At 39.1% G+C, this 20779-nt stretch carries 13 protein-coding genes; 11 read left to right on the top strand and 2 right to left on the bottom strand.

What is annotated here, in order from left to right:
* Positions 1–10 precede the first annotated feature (10 nt).
* Positions 11–874, bottom strand: a complete 864-nt coding sequence (locus ACFE6N_RS07535; protein WP_145859305.1) for a transglutaminase-like domain-containing protein — start codon at positions 872–874, stop codon at positions 11–13.
* Between the two features lie 44 nt (positions 875–918).
* On the opposite strand from ACFE6N_RS07535, the gene ACFE6N_RS07530 reads away from it, so the two are divergent.
* From ACFE6N_RS07530 to ACFE6N_RS07485, 10 genes are all read left to right on the top strand, one after another.
* Positions 919–1701: an O-methyltransferase gene (locus ACFE6N_RS07530; protein WP_378935240.1), complete on the top strand. Its 783-nt coding sequence runs from the start codon at positions 919–921 to the stop codon at positions 1699–1701.
* A 6-nt stretch (positions 1702–1707) separates the two neighbouring features.
* The gene (locus ACFE6N_RS07525) at positions 1708–2376 is read left to right on the top strand and encodes a DUF1345 domain-containing protein (RefSeq protein ID WP_378935238.1); all 669 of its coding nucleotides are present in this window, start codon (positions 1708–1710) and stop codon (positions 2374–2376) included.
* A 1025-nt stretch (positions 2377–3401) separates the two neighbouring features.
* Positions 3402–4229, top strand: coding sequence for a hypothetical protein (locus ACFE6N_RS07520; RefSeq protein WP_378935236.1), 828 nt, complete (start codon positions 3402–3404; stop codon positions 4227–4229).
* Positions 4230–4242: 13 nt separating this feature from the next.
* Complete coding sequence (locus tag ACFE6N_RS07515) at positions 4243–7989, top strand: hypothetical protein (protein WP_378935234.1); 3747 nt, start codon at positions 4243–4245, stop codon at positions 7987–7989.
* 51 nt (positions 7990–8040) lie between these two features.
* Positions 8041–11607 (top strand): DUF6443 domain-containing protein, encoded by a 3567-nt coding sequence (locus tag ACFE6N_RS07510; RefSeq protein WP_378935232.1) that lies wholly within the window; start codon positions 8041–8043, stop codon positions 11605–11607.
* A gap of 1 nt (position 11608) precedes the next feature.
* Entirely contained in the window at positions 11609–12304 is a 696-nt protein-coding gene (locus ACFE6N_RS07505; protein ID WP_378935230.1) for a hypothetical protein, read from the top strand.
* A 1311-nt stretch (positions 12305–13615) separates the two neighbouring features.
* Entirely contained in the window at positions 13616–14014 is a 399-nt protein-coding gene (locus ACFE6N_RS07500) for a hypothetical protein (protein ID WP_378935229.1), read from the top strand.
* A gap of 115 nt (positions 14015–14129) precedes the next feature.
* Positions 14130–14369 (top strand): hypothetical protein, encoded by a 240-nt coding sequence (locus ACFE6N_RS07495; RefSeq protein WP_378935227.1) that lies wholly within the window; start codon positions 14130–14132, stop codon positions 14367–14369.
* 380 nt (positions 14370–14749) lie between these two features.
* A complete protein-coding gene (locus ACFE6N_RS07490; protein WP_293745166.1) occupies positions 14750–15118 on the top strand; it encodes a BlaI/MecI/CopY family transcriptional regulator in 369 nt (122 codons plus the stop codon).
* Entirely contained in the window at positions 15115–16800 is a 1686-nt protein-coding gene (locus ACFE6N_RS07485; RefSeq protein ID WP_378935225.1) for a M56 family metallopeptidase, read from the top strand. The genes ACFE6N_RS07490 and ACFE6N_RS07485 overlap by 4 nt, the downstream gene beginning before the upstream one ends.
* 153 nt (positions 16801–16953) lie before the next feature.
* Here the strand turns inward: ACFE6N_RS07485 and ACFE6N_RS07480 are convergent, their stop codons facing one another.
* On the bottom strand, positions 16954–18084 hold the full coding sequence (locus tag ACFE6N_RS07480; protein ID WP_378935223.1) for a BamA/TamA family outer membrane protein: 1131 nt from the start codon (positions 18082–18084) through the stop codon (positions 16954–16956).
* Between the two features lie 1564 nt (positions 18085–19648).
* Here ACFE6N_RS07480 and ACFE6N_RS07475 point away from each other — a divergent pair.
* Positions 19649–20629: a deoxyhypusine synthase family protein gene (locus tag ACFE6N_RS07475; protein ID WP_378935221.1), complete on the top strand. Its 981-nt coding sequence runs from the start codon at positions 19649–19651 to the stop codon at positions 20627–20629.
* Positions 20630–20779 lie beyond the last annotated feature (150 nt).

The following is a 20779-nucleotide window of genomic DNA, read 5'->3' as shown; positions in this document are numbered from 1 at the left end:
TATTTACGGACTATTTTTCTGCTAAAATGTCTTGAAGTTCGTTTAATTCGGCTACTTTTTCAGTGGCTCCGGCATTTTCATAAGCCGAAATCAGGTTTCTGATTACCCGGCGGATAATATCAGTATTGCTGCACGGTTTATAATATTCGGGCAAAGCTTCTAAGTTAAGCTGACGCAAAAACTGATCTACATCGTGTTTGCCAAAAATGTTGCCCCGATTAAAAGCATTGATGTAAAAGAGTACACCATACTCGGTACCCTCTTGCTTACTGTCATCAATATAACCCAAAATAAAGTGCTGCGGCAAATTGATCCCGTACACGGGCAGGTCTAGCTTTTGGGCCAGGGTAGAATAAATAATGGCTAGAGAGATCTGGTTGCCTTTTTTGCTTTCTAAAACCTGGTTTAAGTAGGAGTTTTGCGGATCATGGTGGTTTTTGGTATTGCCACTAAAGCCATATTGCTGGTATAAAACGTGGTTGATTAGTTTTACTTTTTCAACCGAACTCATTTCGTATTGCAGGCCCAGCCAGATATCCCTTTTAATCTCTTCAATCTGATTAATTACCTTTTGTTCGTCTAAGTCAGGATATTGGTAGCGGTTTATGATCAAAGCGCCCTGCAATAAATCAAAAGCACCACTTAAATACCAAAGGTTTAGATCTTCTTTAACCGTTTTGAACTGGATTTGATGAACAATGTTTTCAATGCGTTCCTGCATCAGTCCATCGAAGGATTGTTCCCATGCATTTTCTAAGTAATGAATAACTTCGCCACCATATTCAAGCAGCTTTTTCTCCACATGTTGATACACTTCCTCGTCGGGATCGTCCAATAATTTAACTAAAGCACTTATCTCTGCGATATTTTCCATAAAACATACATACGTTTGCGGTGTTTAATTACTTTTGCAATATTATGTTATTTCAATTTATTAAAGATTACCTTAAACACCGTTTAACAGCTAAGAGCCGGCACGGAACGCATTCGCCATTTGTGTATAAGCTCGCTGATGAGGTAATTTACGATTTTAACGATAAATCTGAATATAAAAATATAGAGGAGCAGCGAAAAAAACTTTTTAATGACGATTCCGTCATCACTGTTACCGACCTCGGTGCAGGGTCTCAGCTCAATAAGAACCGAACAAAGAAGGTAAGTCAGATTGCTAAAAATGCGTTAAAAAGCCCAAGATTAGCCAAACTCATTTATCGGCTGGCTAAAAATACCAAAGCAAAAAGTGCGATCGAATTGGGTACTTGTTTGGGAATTACAACTGCTTATTTAGCAAAAACAGATGCCCAAACCGAGGTAATTACAATAGAAGGATGTCCACAAACCGCAGAGGTTGCCCGAAAAAACTTTCAGGACCTGAATTTAGAAAATATCGAACTTCATGTGGGGAACTTTGATTTGATTTTGCCGGATATTATCGCCCGGCAGCCTAGTCTGGATTTTGTTTACATTGATGGGAACCACCGTAAAGATGCTACCTTAAATTATTTTAAATGGTGCCTGCCAAAAGTAACGGAAAATTCGTTGCTGATTTTTGATGATATTTACTGGAGCGAAGGCATGAAAGAAGCCTGGACCGAAATTAAGAATCACCCTGATGTTACCGTGACGATCGATTTGTTTTGGATCGGCTTGGTGTATTTCAAAAAGGGGCAGGCTAAAGAGCATTTTAAACTTAAGTTTTAACTATCCATGCAGGAACCAAAACTGGCAGGTATTCAAAAGCGATCGGCATTATTTGTTTTGCTGATTAGCCTTTTCTCTGGCATTGCAGCCTACCTGCTTTCGTTTCTTAGTAAAATGGACGCCCTTACGCATATTATGTTTGGGTGGGATGTTTTTTGTTTAGTACTCAATACCCTGCATTGGTACATGTTTTTCCATACTTCTGCTGCCGAAACGCATTTAAAAGCAAAAATGCAGGATGAAACCCGAGGAGAAATTTTCGCCATTGTGGTGGTATCTACCTTTGCTGGTTTACTGGCCGTAGTTTTATTGCTTATTAATAAAGATGTTGAGCCTCTTGATCTGGTTATCGCGATACTGGGTATGTTTTTATCTTGGTTTTTGGTGCATACTACTTTTACGATGCGTTATGCCCATTTATATTATGGTGACAAACGGAAAAAAAAATCGGAAAAGGGTGGTTCAGGATTGGAGTTTCCGGGCAATGATGAACCTGATTTTATCGATTTTGCTTATTTTTCTTTTGTATTGGGCATGACTTTTCAGGTTTCGGACATTGAAATTTCGGATAGAGAAATCAGACGGCTGTCTCTTTTGCATAGTTTAATTGCGTTCATATTTAATACCGTAATTGTAGCATTAACGATCAATGCGCTGGCGGGTTTAAGCAAATAATTCTTTTTAAAAGACTTACGAAATTTGATTTGGTCTTGGCAGATTCTTTAGGAGATAGCAGTTTTTGGAAATGAACAGTCCATTTCTTTTGGCGGTCTTTAGTCCCGCTCCCGCTTCTGCCGATGAAATCGGCATTCCGCTTTGATCGGGTTTAGGTACCAAGGTTTAGCGCTTTAGGCTACATGCTGGTAGAATGCCGTTCGGTTATAAACCTGACAGCAGCTAACACGAAGTGCAACGAAATAAAGCGGATGACTAGGTTGCAACAGCCAAAAACTACAACACATTCGTTTTCAGATAAAAATGTTGAAGTTTAGAAAATGAACAGTTCGGTTCCTTTGGCGGACTTTGGTTCCGCTCTCCATTACTTCCGGTGAAAAACCGGAACCATTTCGATTGCCCGCCTGCAGCAGGAATGGGTTTAGTTAGAGCGGTTAAGTTCCTTTGGCTACATGCCGGGAGCAGGCTACCTTTTAACGGGTAGTGTTCGATCGATTTACATCCAGACGATCGTAATGACTTTTAGGTTTATTATCTATTTTACATGATTCATTTTTATTTGCTACGAAAATTTCGTCACTCCAAAAGGCCAGAATATCACTCAAAAATGCATGTTCGTCAAAAAGATTTTACTTTTTCACTTGGTTATAATATCTTAGTCGAAACTTAATAAACGATCTCATGCTAAATAACAATTGTAAGCCCATGTGTGGCTTTTCTACATTGTTCTTATCTAAGAATTTCTCTGAAAATTCTGACTATTTGGATAGTCAAATCAATTCCGATAAAATAGGAGGAAAGTACTTTGCCTATTTTTTTCCAGTACGGCATTAGAAAATTCATTCCTTATTCTTTTGAACCTGTAATAGGTTAAGGGCGTAGTCTTGGATGCTAGAATATGATCAGCACTTTATGGTATTTGCATTTGCTGGGTAGGCACGTTAGTCTTCCCGATTTGCGGGCCATATAGGTCAGAGTATTGCAACACACTGACAAAAAATCCAGAAAACTAAAACAAAAATAAAATGATGAAATCGCTCTGCAGCTCTTTAAAGCGTAAACAGAAACACATCGTGTTAATCTCTCTACTTCTGTTTGGTAGTTATATCTCCTATGCCCAGAATGTTTTTCCGGATACCGGAAAGGTCGGTATTGGAACGCTAACACCGCGTTCGCGTCTGGAGGTGAAAGAATGGATTCCGGCGCTGAGTATCTCATCCGGTAAATACACCGAAATTATGGCTGATAATGAAGTGATTGGCAGTATAAATTTTTATAAGCATTATGGAATAGCCCACGCCGCAGCCATTAAACTTTTGCATGCCGGAGGCCCGAACCAATATGCTCAGGCTCATCTTGCATTTTATACAGGTGAGACGCAAAATCCATTTACTTCTATTCCAATTGAACGAATGCGGATTGCTTCAAATGGTGATGTAATGATCGGAACAACACTTTCCCATGGCTATAAATTTTCGGTAAACGGCAACATCAGGGCAAAGGAAATAAAAGTAGAAGCTACTGATTGGCCCGATTACGTTTTTAAAGCCGGTTACCAGCTCCTCAATTTGCATGAAACCGAAAACTACATCAATACCCACAAACACCTGCCTGGTGTACCTGCAGCTGCAATTGTTGAAAAAGAAGGTATTGCATTGGGTGAAATGAATAAGATTCTGCTGAAAAAGATAGAAGAGTTGACTTTACATCTCATTGACCAGCATAAGTCCATCAGGCAGCAGCAGGACCAACTCCAAATACAAAGTCGTACCATCCAGGATTTAAAACAGGAAATAAATCAACAAAAAGTGATAAAAAATAGTGTTAAACAGAAGAAAAATAAATCAAACTAAAATCTGAATGCTTGTGAAAATCAAACAACTATTTCCTTTAGTGGTGCTTGTATTGATGCACCACTTTGCAACAGCGCAGCAGCAACCTAAAGTACCGGTATCGCCAGAGGCTGCCGCCCTTACCAAGATGGTCAACTATCCGGTTAATTTTAATACCGGGATCCCGGATATTTCGGTTCCCTTATATACCGTTCAGGCAGGAAACCTGAGTTTACCCATTAAACTGAGCTATCATTCCGGTGGTTTTAAAATCCACGAACGCGCAACCCGCTCCGGTATGGGTTGGTCGCTGAGTTCTGATATACAAATTACCAGAAGTGTAAATGGGGTTGATGACCTGGATCAGTATGGTTATATTCATAACAGTAAAATAAAAGTGTATAGGGCAGGTGAGGAATATTACCGTTATCCCATCAATATTGGTAATGGTATGGACTGTCATAAAATTGCTATAGGTGAGCTGGATGGTATGCCCGATAAGTTTAATTATAAACTACTGAATAAATCGGGTTCTTTTTATTTTCGTAAGGATGGTTCTGGTGAAGGTTATACGATTGTTCCCGTTCCCTTTGATAATATCAGGATTATTTTTTCGGATGGAGAATTTACCATTGTAGATAATGATGGGACAACTTACTATTTTGGCAGTAAAGGTGCCATGCATATAGATGACAGAGCTGCTAAGGGAGTAGAATTTACAAGCAATGTTAAAACAACCTTTAAATGCCTTAAAATACAAAATGCCAATAAAACGGAAACAATCAATTTTACTTACGAAACCAAAAGTCCGTTAACATTCAACACTACTAATCAATCTATACAATACACTACGACAGATAATGTGTGTAGTATCAATCCTTTTTATAGAGCCGATCAGATTACATCAACATATAGTTCGTTTGAAGACCTGATATCAGTATATCCCATGTTCAGGCTGTCTTCACCCAGGTATATCGAAAATATGTCTAACGGGCAGTCTGTATTTCACTTTCCATATCTCAACTCCTCCAACCAAGTCTTGGAAGCAACGTATCCCCTGCAGATGCCTAATTTTAAAACGGCAACGGTTTATGGGGTAGCACTATCTAGAATTGACTTTCGTACAGGCGCAGTCGAATTTAATGGTGCTGAACAGTTAAATTCCATTAAGATAAAGGATTACAAAAATCAGCAAATTAAAGGTTTTGATTTTTTCCAGTCGGTGGTAACCAATGGAAATCTGGCTGAGCATACAAGCAGTAACATTAATCTCTTCTCTACCAATTATCTGGATTCTGTCAGGTGTTCAGGTACGACCAATGATGCTGTAGAAACTTATAAATTCATTTACGGGAACAAATATGCTTTTGGCACGCAATTACAAGGTAAAGATGCCTGGGGTTATCCTAATATACTTACACAGGCGATCTCTAACAGCAACGGGTTTACCGGAATACCGGAAACCAAAATTAACCAAATGTATTTTCGTACTGCTGATGATGCCTGCCATGCTTATGGTACAAATGCCACTTTCACCTTTGGTACCTCCAATAGCCTTCACATGAATAGTGAAATGGTTGATGAAGTACCGCTTAATGCGGGAATGCTCCGGAGATTGATCTATCCTACCGGCGGATACGTCGATTTTGAATTTGAGTCTAATGCGGCACGTCAGTCTGTGGGCGGACAAACCGATCTCTATGCCATGACGGGTGGCTTACGGATCAAGACTATTAGTTATGGTGATGGTAAAAGCTGGGAACCTAAAAGTTACAAGTATTATCGTTATGGCGAAACGGAAGATGGGACGGGTTTGCTGATGAATACGCCTTACCGGGGGTATGACGTGGCTAGCCGGACTTTTAAACCTTATAGCTTTATTCAAAAAATTGCGTATATCAGAGGTCCTGGCACTGCAAATATGGGACACGACGGTAATCCTATCGCTTTAAACTGCAATAGTAAACAATGCTTAAGCATCCCCTTTGTAGAAACCAGAACCAGTTATGTACCTGCATCCAGCGTAGATTACAGTTATCCGAATGGTGCGCCTATTTATTATACCAAGGTAACCGAATACAACAGTGACCTGGGGCAACTTACCGGCAAAAAAGTTTATAATTATTTTGCACCTGATGCTTTTCAACCTTATAATTTCTCCAGTAACCAGGGTTATATAGAAGGAACGAATGTGCCGATCTTGCATACTGACGGTTTAATGGGGGTAGAGCGTTCTATAGAAGATTATGCTTTTAACACAGGTAACGGTAAATTCAAATTAATCCACAGTAAAGAATTTACCTATAGCAAATACAGCAAGCAAGACCAGATTCGTGTTATTTTTGTCTATCCTGCGATAGACTATGCTTTTCTAGACCGGCCACCTGGGCTTACAGATCAAACCATATATGATGAGAACTTTTCATTCTCATCAGGAGATTTGGGGCGCCCGTTTTATGCCGGCGAATATGGGATACAGGTAGGCAAGTTACTATTGACTTCTGAAACAGAAAAATGGTTTAAGGATAACGACATTTCCGAAAAATATACCAGTTATGCCTATGAGAATGATATTTATCCGCAAGTAAGTAAAATTATTACAGCCGGTGTAAATGGGAAGCGGATCAGCAAGACTTTTAAATATGCCTATGATTATCCCGGTGTGGCCGTTTATGATGCCATGAAAAACCGGAACATGACCAGTCAGGTCATTGAAGAGATTAACGCTACAGTTTCTGCTACGAACGACGAGAGCGAAAGCAGCCGATCCAGAACCGAGTTTGCCCTATGGCATGCCAATATGCATATCTTACCATCTGCAGTATTAAAATCAGTTAATGGTTCAGCCCTGCAGACAGAGCTTACTTTTGATCTGTATGGCGATCATGAAAATGTTTTTCAGCTTACGGAAAAAGGCTGGTTATTTAAAACGTATCTATGGGGATATAATGATTTATATCCGGTAGTTGAAGTGAAAGGCGCTAACTATTATGATGTTACCGCAGCATTCGCTTATAACTCCGTTGATTATAATAATGATGCGCAAATCAAATCCACAGGAAATACGATTAGTAATGCTTTACCGAACAGTATGGTGAGCACTTTTGCGTATTCGCCCATGATTGGTGTAACCCGTATGACCAGTGCCGATGGTAATTCTAAACTTTTCCGTTATGATGATTATGGTCGTTTGGCTACAGTAAAGGATGATCAGGGTAATATGCTTAAAAAGCATGATTATGCACTGGCACCCGCATCCAGCATCGCCGGCTCTCTTTTCACGGTGAACAATCCGATGATGCTTACCTACAATTATGTTCACAATGGGGATAATCTTCGCAGAATGGCGAATGCTTATTTGACTGCAGGAATTTACTTTAACCCTTCTTCTTCACTAGCTGCCAATAATTTTGCGGAATCAAATCTTAATTCCAATTGGAGTAATAACTTATTGGTCGCCGATAATCCTGGTGCAGAAGCGAATGTGAAAATCCGTATGAATACCTGGCCTTCAAATGCCCTGGTACCCGGTACGGTTTACCTTGACCTGATTCAGGAAAATTCGATTGTGGTAAGTAAACGTATTCCTTATAATACTCCAACCTCTAATCTGGAAGATCTGTATATCGCTCCCGGGCAATATAAGGTAGGGATCCGTTTTGCCCAGAACTTTAATGGCAGCTTATCCAGGCTGATGCTGGATAGCCAGGTGATTAAAAGTGGTGATGTAATTACACTACAACCCGGCAGTGAACATACCGTTATTTTATTTAACGACTAAATGTATTCAGCAAATCAGATAAATGTTTACGCCAATAAGAATTAACGTAATATGAAAATAATATATCATTATTGTCTGCTTTTCACAATCCTCTTTTGTTGCCACGGCGCCTTTGCACAGGTGCTGCGCAAAGAAGTATCCGTTTATAACTGCGAAAGTGAAATCAGTGCACCATTAAGTGTCACCCTGAAAGATGGCTTCCACGCCACAGGTTGTACCTTACGTGTTTTTACCACAGGGGCCAGCTTTGTGAATTGCCAGCCGCTGAGTGCCAATCCAAGTACCAATCATAATTTTATCCGTACTCACATTTTCAGAAAACCAGGCGTAAATGATCAAAATATTGGCAATGCCCGGGATGTCTGTGAGGAGAACCAAAATATCCAGTATTTTGACGGCTTAGGCCGGATTGTACAAAACATCCAGGTGCAGGGGAGCCCGGCGTTAAAAGATATTGTCCAACCGACAGAATATGATGCTTTCGGACGTGAATCTACCAAATATGATCCTTATACTGTTGCAGGTGGTCAGGGTACCTTTCGTACAGATCCGCTGACCGAACAACTGAATTTTTATAATGGTAATGTTGCCGGTGTAAAAGGTAATGAAGCACCTTTCAGTAAAACCATTTTTGAAGCCAGCCCCCTTAACCGAACCATTGAGCAGGGTTTCCCCGGCTTACCCTGGCAACCTGCTGCGGCTAATTTGCAGGGGGCAGGACATACAGTCCGTACGGATTATGCCAGTAACAGTACCAATGAAGTATTGCTTTGGAGGGTTGTTACTTATGGTGCACAAGCCAGCTACTATCCGGCAGGTAAATTGCTAAAGACCACCATTCGAGATGAGAACCATACAAACCTCAATGATAAAACGGGCATGGTAGAAGAATTTAAGGATTTTGAAGGACATGTTGTTTTAAAAAGGATTTGGGAAAGCAATACCAAAAGTCTAGCCACCTATTATGTGTACGACGATCTGGGTAATACCCGTTATGTATTGCCGCCAGCTGTAAATGAAAATACTGATAAATTACCTGCTGCCATCAATTATTTTGATGAAAGTCAGGATGTTTTTAAAGAATTCATTTATGCCTACCATTATGATAATCTTAACCGGGTAAAAGAGAAAAAGGTACCAGGTAAGGGATGGGAACTAACCGTGTATAATAAGCTGGATCAACCTGTAATGGTACAGGATGCGGTGCAAAGGGGAAAAAGCCCGCAGGAATGGACATTTACCAAATATGATCGCTTCGGGCGGGTTGTCATCACCGGGCGTTATGTGGATGACCAGCACAACGGTGAGGCCAATACCAATTACCAGGAATATTTTCAACAACTGGCAAATGCAATTGCACCTTACGAGCGAAGGGACAACAGCAATAGTACAACAGGTTATACGAATGATGCCATCCCACAGGGAAGTATCGGGGAGTATTATACCTTCAGTTATTATGATGATTATGATTTCCCTGGTAATACTTTTGGTCAGCCCGGTGTTAACCAGATGCCCAAAACACGCACGCGTGGTTTCGCCACAGGATCTAAAGTGAAAATTTTAGGTACTTCACAAATGCTCCTCACGGTGAACTATTACGATGCAGAGGGGCGTATTGTACAAAGCAAAAGCGAAAACCATCTGAATGGTACAGATGTGGTTGACAACGTGTGGAATTTTGATGGAAGCCTGCAAGCCAGTACGCGGTCCATCATCGTGAAGGCGACACCAACTGGCAATCCGTTAAGTACCACCATTGCCACCCGGCATGAATATGACCATGTAGGACGTAAACTGGCTACTTTCGAAAACATCAATGATAAGGGAGAGATCATCCTGAGTCACCTGGAATATAATGAGTTGGGGCAATTGAGTAGTAAAAAACTACACGATGAGCTGCAAACCACCGGTTTTGCCTTTAACGAGCGGGGTTGGTTAAAAAATAGCTATTCCGATCAGTTTAGTATAAAACTGGATTATGAAAATGGTACAGACCAGGGCTTTAACGGAAATATTACCAAGCAATATTGGGACTGGTCGAATAATTTAAATCCCGTAGCCAATACCTTCAATTACGGTTATGATCCCTTGGACCGTCTGGTTAACGCAGTGAAAACTACAGGAACGGCCATGAGCGAAAGCCTGACTTATGACGTAATGGGCAATATCAAGAGTTTAAACCGTGATAATAGTGGCCTGAAAAATTACACTTATGTTAACACCAATGCCAGTAACCGGCTACAAAGTGTAAGTGGTCTTACGGTATCAGATTATGAGTATGATGCCAATGGCAATGCGACCATAGATGGTAACAAGGGTATTCAGCTCACTTATAATTACCTGAATCTGCCAAAAACGGCTACCAAAGGTACGGCCATTAATCTGGCCTATACTTATGATGCCGAGGGAAACAAGTTGTCTAAAATCGACAATGAAACCATCAGAAACTACATCGGAGGCATCGAATATAATCCGGATGCCACTATAGATTTGATTCATACAGAAGAAGGCGTGGCGCAGAACAATGGTGGCACTTATACGTATCATTATAATTTATCAGATCATTTAGGAAATGTGCGTTATACTTTTGATATTTATAACGGCGCTGTGCGGATGCTGCAGCGAGATGACTATTATGCTTTCGGGTTACGGAAATCGATTCCGAATAATATCGGAGCAATTTCTTTAAACAATAAATACCTGTATAATGGTAAGGAGTTGCAGGATGGTATGGAGCAGTATGACTATGGTGCGAGATTTTATGATCCGGTTATTGGTAGATGGAATTCAATCGATCCACTTTCAGAAAAAATGCGGAGACATTCACCATATAATTATGGCTTTAATAATCCAATCAGATTCGTAGACCCTGATGGAATGGAACCTATACCGGGTGCGACAGAGCTGATTGCATGGGCAAGGATGCGGGTAGCTATGCAGGATGGTGAAAATCGGTTGAAAAGAATGTCTGGGGAGGAAACGCAGGAAGAGCAGGACGCCCCTCCAAAAACTAAAAAGCCGATGAGTGGCGTAGATGCCGCTAAGCAAGTATTAAATGGTAATTGGTTTTTTAGACTATTTGCAGGACAGGCGGTTATGGGAGCGGGTAGAGCACTTGATGCTTATGACGAAGAAGGAATAAACGGATACATAAATGTAAGCATTGGTAATGCCCATCGTGAAATCGGAATGGAATTTTCGAATGGGCAATATATCAACCCCTGGGAAAATACTAATATGTCTCTTGGTAACTTATTTAAATTTACGAAGAGAGGAACGAGTGATTTAGAACTTGTAAGTAAGGCCGCAGATAAAGCTGAAGCTGCAATTGGAGGTACTGGTAGATTTGCAGGGACGGCGAAACATACTTACGCTATCAACCTACTAAATCGTTACCAAAGAATTTATGGAGATAGAGGTTTTAGGTTTAATCAATACTTCAATAATAATTGGACCTTAGGAAATGGAAACAGAGGTTTCTTGGATGTAATTAATCAAAAGACAAAGACTATATACGACTTTAAGTTTGGTAATGCGACTATGGGTAACAGTCAATATCAAAAATATTCAAATAACTTTCCAGGATATTCAATCCAACTAGTAAAACAAAAAAAATAAAATGAAAATAGATGATAATTTAAAAAATAAAGTGACCGAAGATTGGAAGAATGCCTTCCCTCAATTAGCCTTATTTGCAAAAGATAAATTTTATAAAGTATTAGGTCCCTTAGTTATAGGTATAGAACTGATAAAGCTACCAAGAACTGCCGATTACAGACCGCATTTTGTTATCTATCCTTTATTCGGAAATAGAATGGGTAAAGATATAAGAGCTTGTTTATCTGGGCCGATTTTATTACAATCTTATTTAAATGAAAAAGGTAGTCAGTATGATGTCTCGTTCGAAAAACATAGCATATTGTTTAAAGATATGATCGAAAGTATCTATAACCAGACACCTTTATCGTTTGGTAATAATAATTCATTGAGCAGCTTGTTGCTGGTTTTCGATAAGTACTCTAAACAACCTCCACTAAGTGCGGCGCCTAAGTCTTATCTTCAGGCATCCCTCTATGAGATGAGATTAAAAATAGCACTATATGTTAACACTCAAGAAGCAGAAGGTATATTGAAAAAAATAAATGGGATAAATTGGGATATAAATCACTTTGAAGCCTGTGGTGTCGACTTTAATAAATGGCATCAAAGCCTACAGGATGTGATTAAAGAAAGAGATTTGTTTTTAGAAGTAATAGAACAAAATAAGAAGGAAAAAAAAATTGCAAAGCTTCCTTATTCTGAGCTGATTGTATAGCTTATTGTTCGATATGTTAGCACCTATCTATCCGTAGTCTTGAACCCTAAGATTAGGCGTAAGGAGACTACGGATTATTAATATATGCTTTTGTGTTAAGTTAAGGAACCCATCTATCTGTAGTCTCGAGCCTGTGGATTTGGTGTAAGGAGACTACTGATTATTAAATTGTCATGCTTTCGGGTTACGGTAATCGATCCTGAATAATATCGGAACAATTTCTTTACAGAATAAATATCTTTATAACGGAAAGGAATTGCAGGATGGTCTGGAACATTATGATTATTCGCCATTTATGTTAGTTTTTAAGCGGTGCTCATGAGTTCAGCTACGCTTCAGTTACGGGGCAAGGTTCTATGATCCTGTAATTGGGAGGTGGAATTCAATCGATCTACTTTCAGAAAAAAATGCGGAGGCATTCCCCATATAATACGTTTTTAATAATTTAATTAGATTAATTGATCCGGACGGAATGGAACCGATTGCACGAGCAACAGAACTGATTGCCTGGGCTCGGATGCAGGTAGCGATGCAGGATGGTGATGACCGGTTGAAAAGAATGGCTGGAAAGGAAACACAGGAATAGTAGGATGGCCCTCCAAAAAGAAAAATTCCTGAGCAAAAAGAAAACTAGCTCTACGCGAAGCATAATTGAATGCTTATTTACATAAAGGCGATCAGCAACAAGTAACTAATCGAATTCTTAAGATTCATATTTAATATGCAGCAATTTAAAATAAAATTTCCTAGTGGTTATGAGATCGCAGATTTTTTCAATGACAATATTGATTTACATGTAATTTTACCAGATAATAGAGTTTTTTTTGCAACAGCTTTTACGATTATAAATGTTCAGTACCTTATTGAAAAAGAGCAAGATGTGTACTTTTGGTCCACTGATATGTTTATTATTAAGGATTAAAAAAAAATAACTATTAAAAAATCTATAGAAAAAATTATAGCTAACGGTTTTTTTGAATTGATTTTTTCTGAAATAGGGTATTTTGAGACTGTTTATTCAAATGATTTAGCTTACGATACGATAGTCGATGAAAGTGATAGGATGTAATACGATCCCCATCTGTCCGTAGTTTTAAGTCTGATGATTGGGCCTAAGAAAACGAAGGATTAATTAAAAGATTGGCTGAAGAGGGATGATCTTCGAAGCTATCATTTTAAGCTAATGACCTTGGCTGTACCTGGGTTATTATGCTCTTAGATTAACAAAATCGATTTTGAGTCGTCATGATCAGGAAAATTTTCGACACTTGCGATAAATGATCAATATGATCTAGTCCTAATCTTTATGATATGATAAAACTACATGTTATTTTAATGCTGCTAATTTCTTCAGGAATAACAATTATAGGCTGCAGTAACAGTATCTCATTGGGGGACGACTTTGAGGTTTCCTCTGTAGATATACCAGATAACAGAAATTTATACTACAAACGACAGGGAATTTTCTCTTCTTTAGGCGTAAATCAAATCATTTATAATGAGGATAAGATATTACTTCGTGGATATTTATATAGCAATGGAGACACCCGATTAGATAAATCGAGATATGTTTATTATTTGATAGATAAAAAAGCGTATATGATAAATCCTGGTCAACAAAACAGTACCGGTTTGATTGGACCCATCCTGTTTGAAGAATATGAAGCAATTGCGAAGCGATTAAAAAATGCTAAAACGAAAAGTTGGTGATTTCTTTAATTGCTACTTTTAGACATTCATAATGACTTTTGTGAGTACCACTGCCAGGAAGGTTGGGCTTTAAAGATAAAGAATCATTATCAGTAGAATTCAGAAGAGATCAAATATGAAAAAATATACCTTTATTCTGGAATTTAAAAAAGGAACCTATGTGAAGCAGGTAATCTCTTCTGATATACAAAACGCCAAGATTGTATGGTTTGATTCGCTTAAAGCAGATGAAGTTTTTGGAATGACTGATGATTTAAGGAATATATTTAAAAAACAGCTTGATAATGAGTACCCAGCATTACTCGACGGAATGGATAGTGTATGTTTTTCAAAATTAGAAGAAATCATTGTTTAATCAATATTGTTGAAAGCAGCGTTTGAATTAATGAGAACACGCTCTATCTACTTCAGGCGTAAGCAAGAGAAGTAAGTGTAGAGCTATACTAGCGAAGCACCAAAGCACATTCATTTTTCAGATAGAAATTAATTTTGGGATTAGGAAACGAACAGTCCATTTCTTTTGGCGGTCTTTGGTCCCGCTCCCGCTTCTGCCGATGAAGAATCGGCATTCCGCTTCGATCGGGTTTAGGTATTAAGGATAGATGCCTTTAGGGAAGAAATAAAACTATTATTTTATTTGTCTGTTAGTCAGAGTTTTATATTTATAAACTGATTTTTCAGTAGTATAACTTATTTTTTAGTTGTTTAACTGAAAAATAAGTTATAGATTTGGATATGGAAGAATTAACCAAAGCTGAAGAACGCATCATGCAGGTTTTATGGAAACTGCAGAAAGCATTCGTGAAAGACATGATAGATGAATTGGAAGAGGATCCTAAACCGCCTTATAATACCATTTCATCTATTGTGCGTTTGCTCGAAAAGAAAGGTTACGTAAACTATAAAGCTTACGGTAAGACCTATGAATATTTTCCGGCCATTTCTAAGGATGAGTATGCTAAAACTACCTTCTCCAAATTGTTTTCAGGTTATTTTGATAATTCTCCAACCAGCTTGTTATCATTTATGGTAAAAGAGGAAAAACTAAGTGAAAAAGATATAGAAGAAATTAAGAAAATCATTAACCAGGATACAAAACCATGATTTTATTCTATCTGCTCAAAGTTACGGCCTGCACTATATTATTCTTCGGATTTTATGTATTGGTTTTACAAAAACTTACCTTCTTCAAAATCAATCGTTTTTATCTGCTGGTCACTTTACTACTGAGTTTTGTAATTCCAGCTTTGCAATTTGAGATTAAGCACGAAGTGGTGACAGTGGATACAGATCCTGTGGTCAACTTGCCTGAAGTGAAAATGGCTGAAAAACCATCACAGCTTATTCAACCCTTAGCGGTCGAACATCAACCAGAAACAAAGCCCGAAATGGATTGGTTAAGTTTAGTTCCTTTCGCTTATGGCGCCATAACCTTGGTTTTGCTGCTTATTTGCATTTGGCGGTTGTTCGGCTTGATTAAATATACTGGAAACTATACTGAAAGTGATGAGGGTTTGAAACTGATCAACAAAACTGCTGGCTTTACCAATTGCTCTTTCTTTAATTATGTTTTTATTGATGGAGATAAATTAGGTGATGCTGATTTAGCTGTTTTACTTAAACATGAGCTGGTGCATGCCAGGCAATACCATTCGATAGATAAAATTCTTTTAATGGTTTTTAAATCCGTTTTATGGTTTAATCCTATAGTTTACCTGTATGATAAAGCTTTAGAGCAGGTGCATGAATATGAGGCAGATGAATTTACTTCAGCAGCTTATGGAAGTGAGGCTTATGCCAGTCTGTTATTGAAACTGGCCATTGCCAAAAGTGATATGCCCTTGATCCATAATTTTGTGAAAAGCCCGATTAAAGCTCGCATTAAAATGTTGTTTAGTTCAAAATCTCCGGATAAGAAAAAAAATGTCTATCTCCTGATGTTGCCTATGGTTTTAATGCTGTTGTGGCTATTTGCTGTTAAATCTGTGTATGCTGTTAGGCAAATCCGGCCTGAAAATAAATCTCAAAAAGGCTTTGTCAAGCCTGGACAATCATTAGTAAATGATACTGATACTATTGCGAAGCATTTAATGCCGGGATCTGTTAAAAATATAAAAAGGCCTGATGTGGTACCTGGTAAACAAGGTGTAAAATTTCCTGGTTTTAAGGACTCAAAAGAATCAGCGCGACCGGTTAAACCCCGAATTATCTCTTTTACTAAAATAACCGGGGACATAAAAGAGAAAGTTTCTTTTATGGAAAATGCAGTAATTGATATTGTTGATTGCAGATTAAATGCTAAGTATGTACAGCTGGATGAACCAAACAATAAAATGATAGCTAAAAATGCGGTATTAAAAACCAAAGATGGAAATTCATTAACAGCATCGGTTATTGTTTTTGATTTGAAAAATGGAAATTTTAAAGTGACATCTGATAACGGAAAAGCAGCGGATCCAAAGAAACCTGGCTTAGAGCGGCAGTTAAAAAATGCCCTTTTAGTTCAGCCATTTAACGAAGCCGACGCGAAGGTAGAATATCTTGCTAAAGATTCTGTTAAGATGAGTAAGGATAAAAGTATCATTTATTTATTTGGTGATGCGATGGTTATTTATAATGGTGTTAAACTTAGTGGTTCAAAAATCACCTATAACAAAACGAATAACACGATTTCAGCTAGTAAGGCTATGGTCTCTTCAAATAAAATTGATGGGCTGATTAAAGCAGACAGTATTTACCTCAATCTGAAAACTTCGGAAACTACATTATTCGGTGAAAATTTTTAAACTTTTATTGGATTTTCATTTTCAGTGCATTCTGTGTTCCGTGGCAATAAACCGTCTGTGAGGGTTAGTCGCTAAAAAATCCTTTGACTCCGCTCAGGATGGACACTATAAGACCACTATGCCATCAACTCTTTTCGTTACCTCATTCATCCCCTAAAACGCTTCCGCTAAACTGATATAAAATCCTGCCTGGCGTTTTTCATTTGGCAGTTTTTCGCCAATACCGTAATCAAGGCGCACACTCAAACCTTTTGCCGGATCGAAAAAATAGCGGCCGCCAAGGCCATAATTGGGCTTTAGTCCATCGGCACTGAACTGGCCATTGCTAAATACCTTACCTGTACCTGCAAAAGCTACAATACCAAAGCGGTTCATAAAACGGTAGCGGATTTCAGCCTGTGCTGCCATTAAATTCTCATCGCGGTAGCGGCCGCTGTAATAGCCCCGCATCATTTGGTCGTTTCCTAATTGTTGCAACAAATAAAATGGCGTGTTTTTACTTTGGATGGTATAATAAATCCCCTGGACGCCCAAAACCACTTTTGGGGCGATGCTAAAGAAACCTCGGAGATCGATTTTGACCTGTGAGCCATTGAAATTTTCTCCTCCAAAAAAATCAGGGGCATATTGATAGGTTGCCCTTCCGAAAAAACCTTTGGTAGGATAGTTGTTGCTATTGCGGGTATCATAACTTTGCGATGCACCAATCCAGGCAACAGAACCACCATCTCTATCTATTATTTGCGGATTAGTGGAATAAATGCCTCCTGGCTGACGGTCTGTAAAATGATGATTTTCAAAACCCATTGAAACACCGGTATAAGCCTTTGGTAAAGTATTCATTTCGGCATCGAAAAGTGTTTTAAAAATCCGCTGATCCAATTTGTTTTCATCTGATTTTGTTGTGTAGTTGCCAATGCCATAAAAATTAAAAGGCTGGTTTTTAAAACGGATGTCGCCAATAAAATGGTATTTGTTCCCTTTTGTCCACATATCGCCTTTTAGCATAAAGTTTGCGGTCTTTTTGGTGGAATAAGTCGTGTTCAATGCGAAATTGGAACTTCGGTTCATGGTATCCTTACGGTCTACATAAAAGGAATAAATTGCGCCAACACCAAATTCAAACCCGGTTTCCTGACTGTATCCAAAAGCTGGCAAAGGTAAAAAGCTGGCTTTACGTGTAGTATCCTTTTCGTTCGAGAGCATCTTCCTGATCAGTTTCATTTGTGCAAAAGAACTTCCTGAGACAAGCGCAAGTAAGATAACCAGATAATATTTTTTCATTACCGCAAAGAAAAGGAAATTTAATTATAGTTCATTAGTTCAATAGTCATTCGTTCATTGGTTATATTTGAATGCAAATTGCTGAAAAGTATAAATTTTTGGAAAGCAGATACTGTAGCATTTGGGTTTGTATAGTCCCGCCCCCGCTTCTGCTCCAATTGAAGAAATTGGAGCATCTCGCTAAGGTCGGGTTTAGGTGGCCTGGCATATGCAATCATTTGGGGTTGCAACGCGCATAATGAGACTGTTTATTAAAATGGAATAGGGGAAGTTTTAATAGCAGTATAATATAGCTCACTTAAACCGGATAGCATTTATAATGGCTACCGTAATTGCTTTTTCAAATGAAAGATCCTTCGACTCCGTCCAGGGTGACGGTCGCCTGGGAATTAATGTAATAACCACCGCCAGCTAAACCGGATTGGAGGGGAAAGCCCGCAGGTGAGGAACGAGCCGAGGACTTGTACCGTAAAGCCGGGCTGACTTTAAAAATAGCTACTGTCATTGTTTTCCAAAAAAAAGATGTGATCATTTATCTGCATGAAAGATCCTGCAACAAGTTCAGGATGACGCTTGCAAGGAGAATGTTGCTCTTGTATGCTGACTTACTTTCCAAATGAAGGATCCTCCGACTCCGTCCAGGATGACGGTCGCCAGGGAATTAATTCAATAACTACCGCCACCTAAACCGGATTGGAGTGGAAAGCCCGCAGGTGAGGCACGAGCCGAGGACTTGTACCGTAAAGCCGGGCTGACTTTAACAATAGCTACTGTAATTGCTTTCCAAAAAAAGATGTGATCACTTATCTGCATGAAAGATCCTGAAACAAGTTCAGGATGACGCTTGCGAGGAGAATGTTGCATTTGTATGCTGACATTACTTTCCAAATGATAGACCGTTCGATTCCGCTCAGGATAACGGTCGCTAGGGGAATTGATGCAATGACCGCCTCCAACTAAACCGGATTGGAGGGGAAAGCCCGCAGGTGAGGCACGAGCCGAGGACTTGTACCGTAAAGCCGGGCTGACTTTAAACATAGCTACTGTCATTGCTTTCCAAAAAAAGATATGATCACTTATCTGTATGACGCTTGCGAGGAGAATGTTGCATTTTTATACTGCTATTGCCTTTTAATAAACGAGTTCTTCGATTCTGTTCCGGATGACGGTCGCTGGGAATTAATTCAATAACTACCGCCACCTAAACCGGATTGGAGTGGAAAGCCCGCAGGTGAGGCACGAGCCGAGGACTTGTACCGTAAAGCCGGGCTGACTTTAACAATAGCTACTGTCATTGCTTTCCAAAAAGATGTGATCACTTATCTGCATGAAAGATCCTGAAAACAGGTTCAGGATGATGTTTGCGAGGGGAATGTTGCATTTGTATGCTGACTTACTTTCTAAACGATAGACTGTTCGACGCTGTTCAGGATGACAATTGGGGGAATCGGTTAATTGGCAACATGCACTATGCCCCAAACGCCACACTCCAAACGCTATACGCTTTTAATGTTTTCACTTTCGACCTAAATACCTATTTTTGCGGCAAACAATACAAAACGAAATGAGCAATACAAGAGGACCGATATCTCAGTTTATGGAGCGTAATTACCTCCATTTTAATGCTGCTGCAATGATGGATGCGGCTAAAGGATACGAAACGCATTTAGATGAAGGTGGTAAAATGATGATCACACTTGCTGGTGCAATGAGTACTGCAGAATTGGGCATTTCACTTGCAGAAATGATCCGCCAGGATAAAGTGGCCATTATTTCTTGTACAGGTGCGAACCTTGAAGAAGATATTATGAATCTGGTAGCACATTCTCATTATAAACGTGTACCAAATTATCGTGATTTAAGTCCGCAGGATGAATGGGATCTTTTAGAGAACCATTACAACCGTGTTACCGATACCTGTATTCCGGAAGAAGAAGCTTTCCGCCGTTTACAAAAACATATCCACAAAATCTGGAAAGATGCAGATGATGCAGGTGAAAGATATTTCCCACATGAATTTATGTATAAGATGCTTTTAAGTGGTGATTTAGAGCAATATTATGAAATCGATCCTAAAAACTCGTGGATGCTTGCTGCGGCAGAAAAGAATTTGCCAATCGTGGTACCAGGATGGGAAGATTCTACTATGGGTAATATTTTTGCCTCATACGTGATGAAAAATGAATTGAAAGCCACTACGATGAAAAGCGGTATTGAATATATGGGCTGGCTGGCTGATTGGTATATTGCAAACAGTGGAGGTAAAGGAATCGGTTTCTTCCAGATTGGTGGCGGTATTGCCGGCGATTTTCCGATCTGTGTAGTTCCTATGCTTTATCAGGATATGGAAATGGAAAATATTCCTTTCTGGAGTTATTTCTGCCAGATTTCGGATTCGACCACTTCTTACGGTTCATATTCTGGCGCCGTACCAAACGAAAAGATTACCTGGGGTAAACTCGATATCCACACACCTAAATTTATTGTAGAAAGTGATGCTACTATTGTAGCGCCATTAATGTTTGCCTGGATATTAAAACAATAACCAGAAAAAATAAATAAACCAAATTGGTTTGTATTATGCCCATTGAAGATTCTTCATCAAAATGGGCATTTTTATTGCCGGAATGGCTTGAAATGGCATTTGTTTAGAATGATTATAAATTGTATTTCAAGTCACTATTATGTCATGGGA

It is taken from the genome of Pedobacter sp. BG31 (genome assembly GCF_042464845.1).
Taxonomy (GTDB): domain Bacteria; phylum Bacteroidota; class Bacteroidia; order Sphingobacteriales; family Sphingobacteriaceae; genus Pedobacter; species Pedobacter suwonensis.
Note: the sequence above shows the minus strand (reverse complement) of the source record. Positions and strands in the feature narration are given on the sequence as shown.

What these genes read in the sequence shown, in the direction of transcription:
- ACFE6N_RS07490 (WP_293745166.1), top strand. Translation starts at nt 14,750, where the DNA reads ATGGAAGAATTAACCAAAGCTGAAGAACGCATCATGCAGGTTTTATGG.
- ACFE6N_RS07525 (WP_378935238.1), top strand. Translation starts at nt 1,708, where the DNA reads ATGCAGGAACCAAAACTGGCAGGTATTCAAAAGCGATCGGCATTATTT.
- ACFE6N_RS07530 (WP_378935240.1), top strand. Translation starts at nt 919, where the DNA reads ATGTTATTTCAATTTATTAAAGATTACCTTAAACACCGTTTAACAGCT.
- ACFE6N_RS07535 (WP_145859305.1), bottom strand. Translation starts at nt 874, where the DNA reads ATGGAAAATATCGCAGAGATAAGTGCTTTAGTTAAATTATTGGACGAT.
- ACFE6N_RS07510 (WP_378935232.1), top strand. Translation starts at nt 8,041, where the DNA reads ATGAAAATAATATATCATTATTGTCTGCTTTTCACAATCCTCTTTTGT.
- ACFE6N_RS07480 (WP_378935223.1), bottom strand. Translation starts at nt 18,084, where the DNA reads ATGAAAAAATATTATCTGGTTATCTTACTTGCGCTTGTCTCAGGAAGT.
- ACFE6N_RS07495 (WP_378935227.1), top strand. Translation starts at nt 14,130, where the DNA reads ATGAAAAAATATACCTTTATTCTGGAATTTAAAAAAGGAACCTATGTG.
- ACFE6N_RS07520 (WP_378935236.1), top strand. Translation starts at nt 3,402, where the DNA reads ATGATGAAATCGCTCTGCAGCTCTTTAAAGCGTAAACAGAAACACATC.
- ACFE6N_RS07475 (WP_378935221.1), top strand. Translation starts at nt 19,649, where the DNA reads ATGAGCAATACAAGAGGACCGATATCTCAGTTTATGGAGCGTAATTAC.
- ACFE6N_RS07505 (WP_378935230.1), top strand. Translation starts at nt 11,609, where the DNA reads ATGAAAATAGATGATAATTTAAAAAATAAAGTGACCGAAGATTGGAAG.
- ACFE6N_RS07500 (WP_378935229.1), top strand. Translation starts at nt 13,616, where the DNA reads ATGATAAAACTACATGTTATTTTAATGCTGCTAATTTCTTCAGGAATA.
- ACFE6N_RS07485 (WP_378935225.1), top strand. Translation starts at nt 15,115, where the DNA reads ATGATTTTATTCTATCTGCTCAAAGTTACGGCCTGCACTATATTATTC.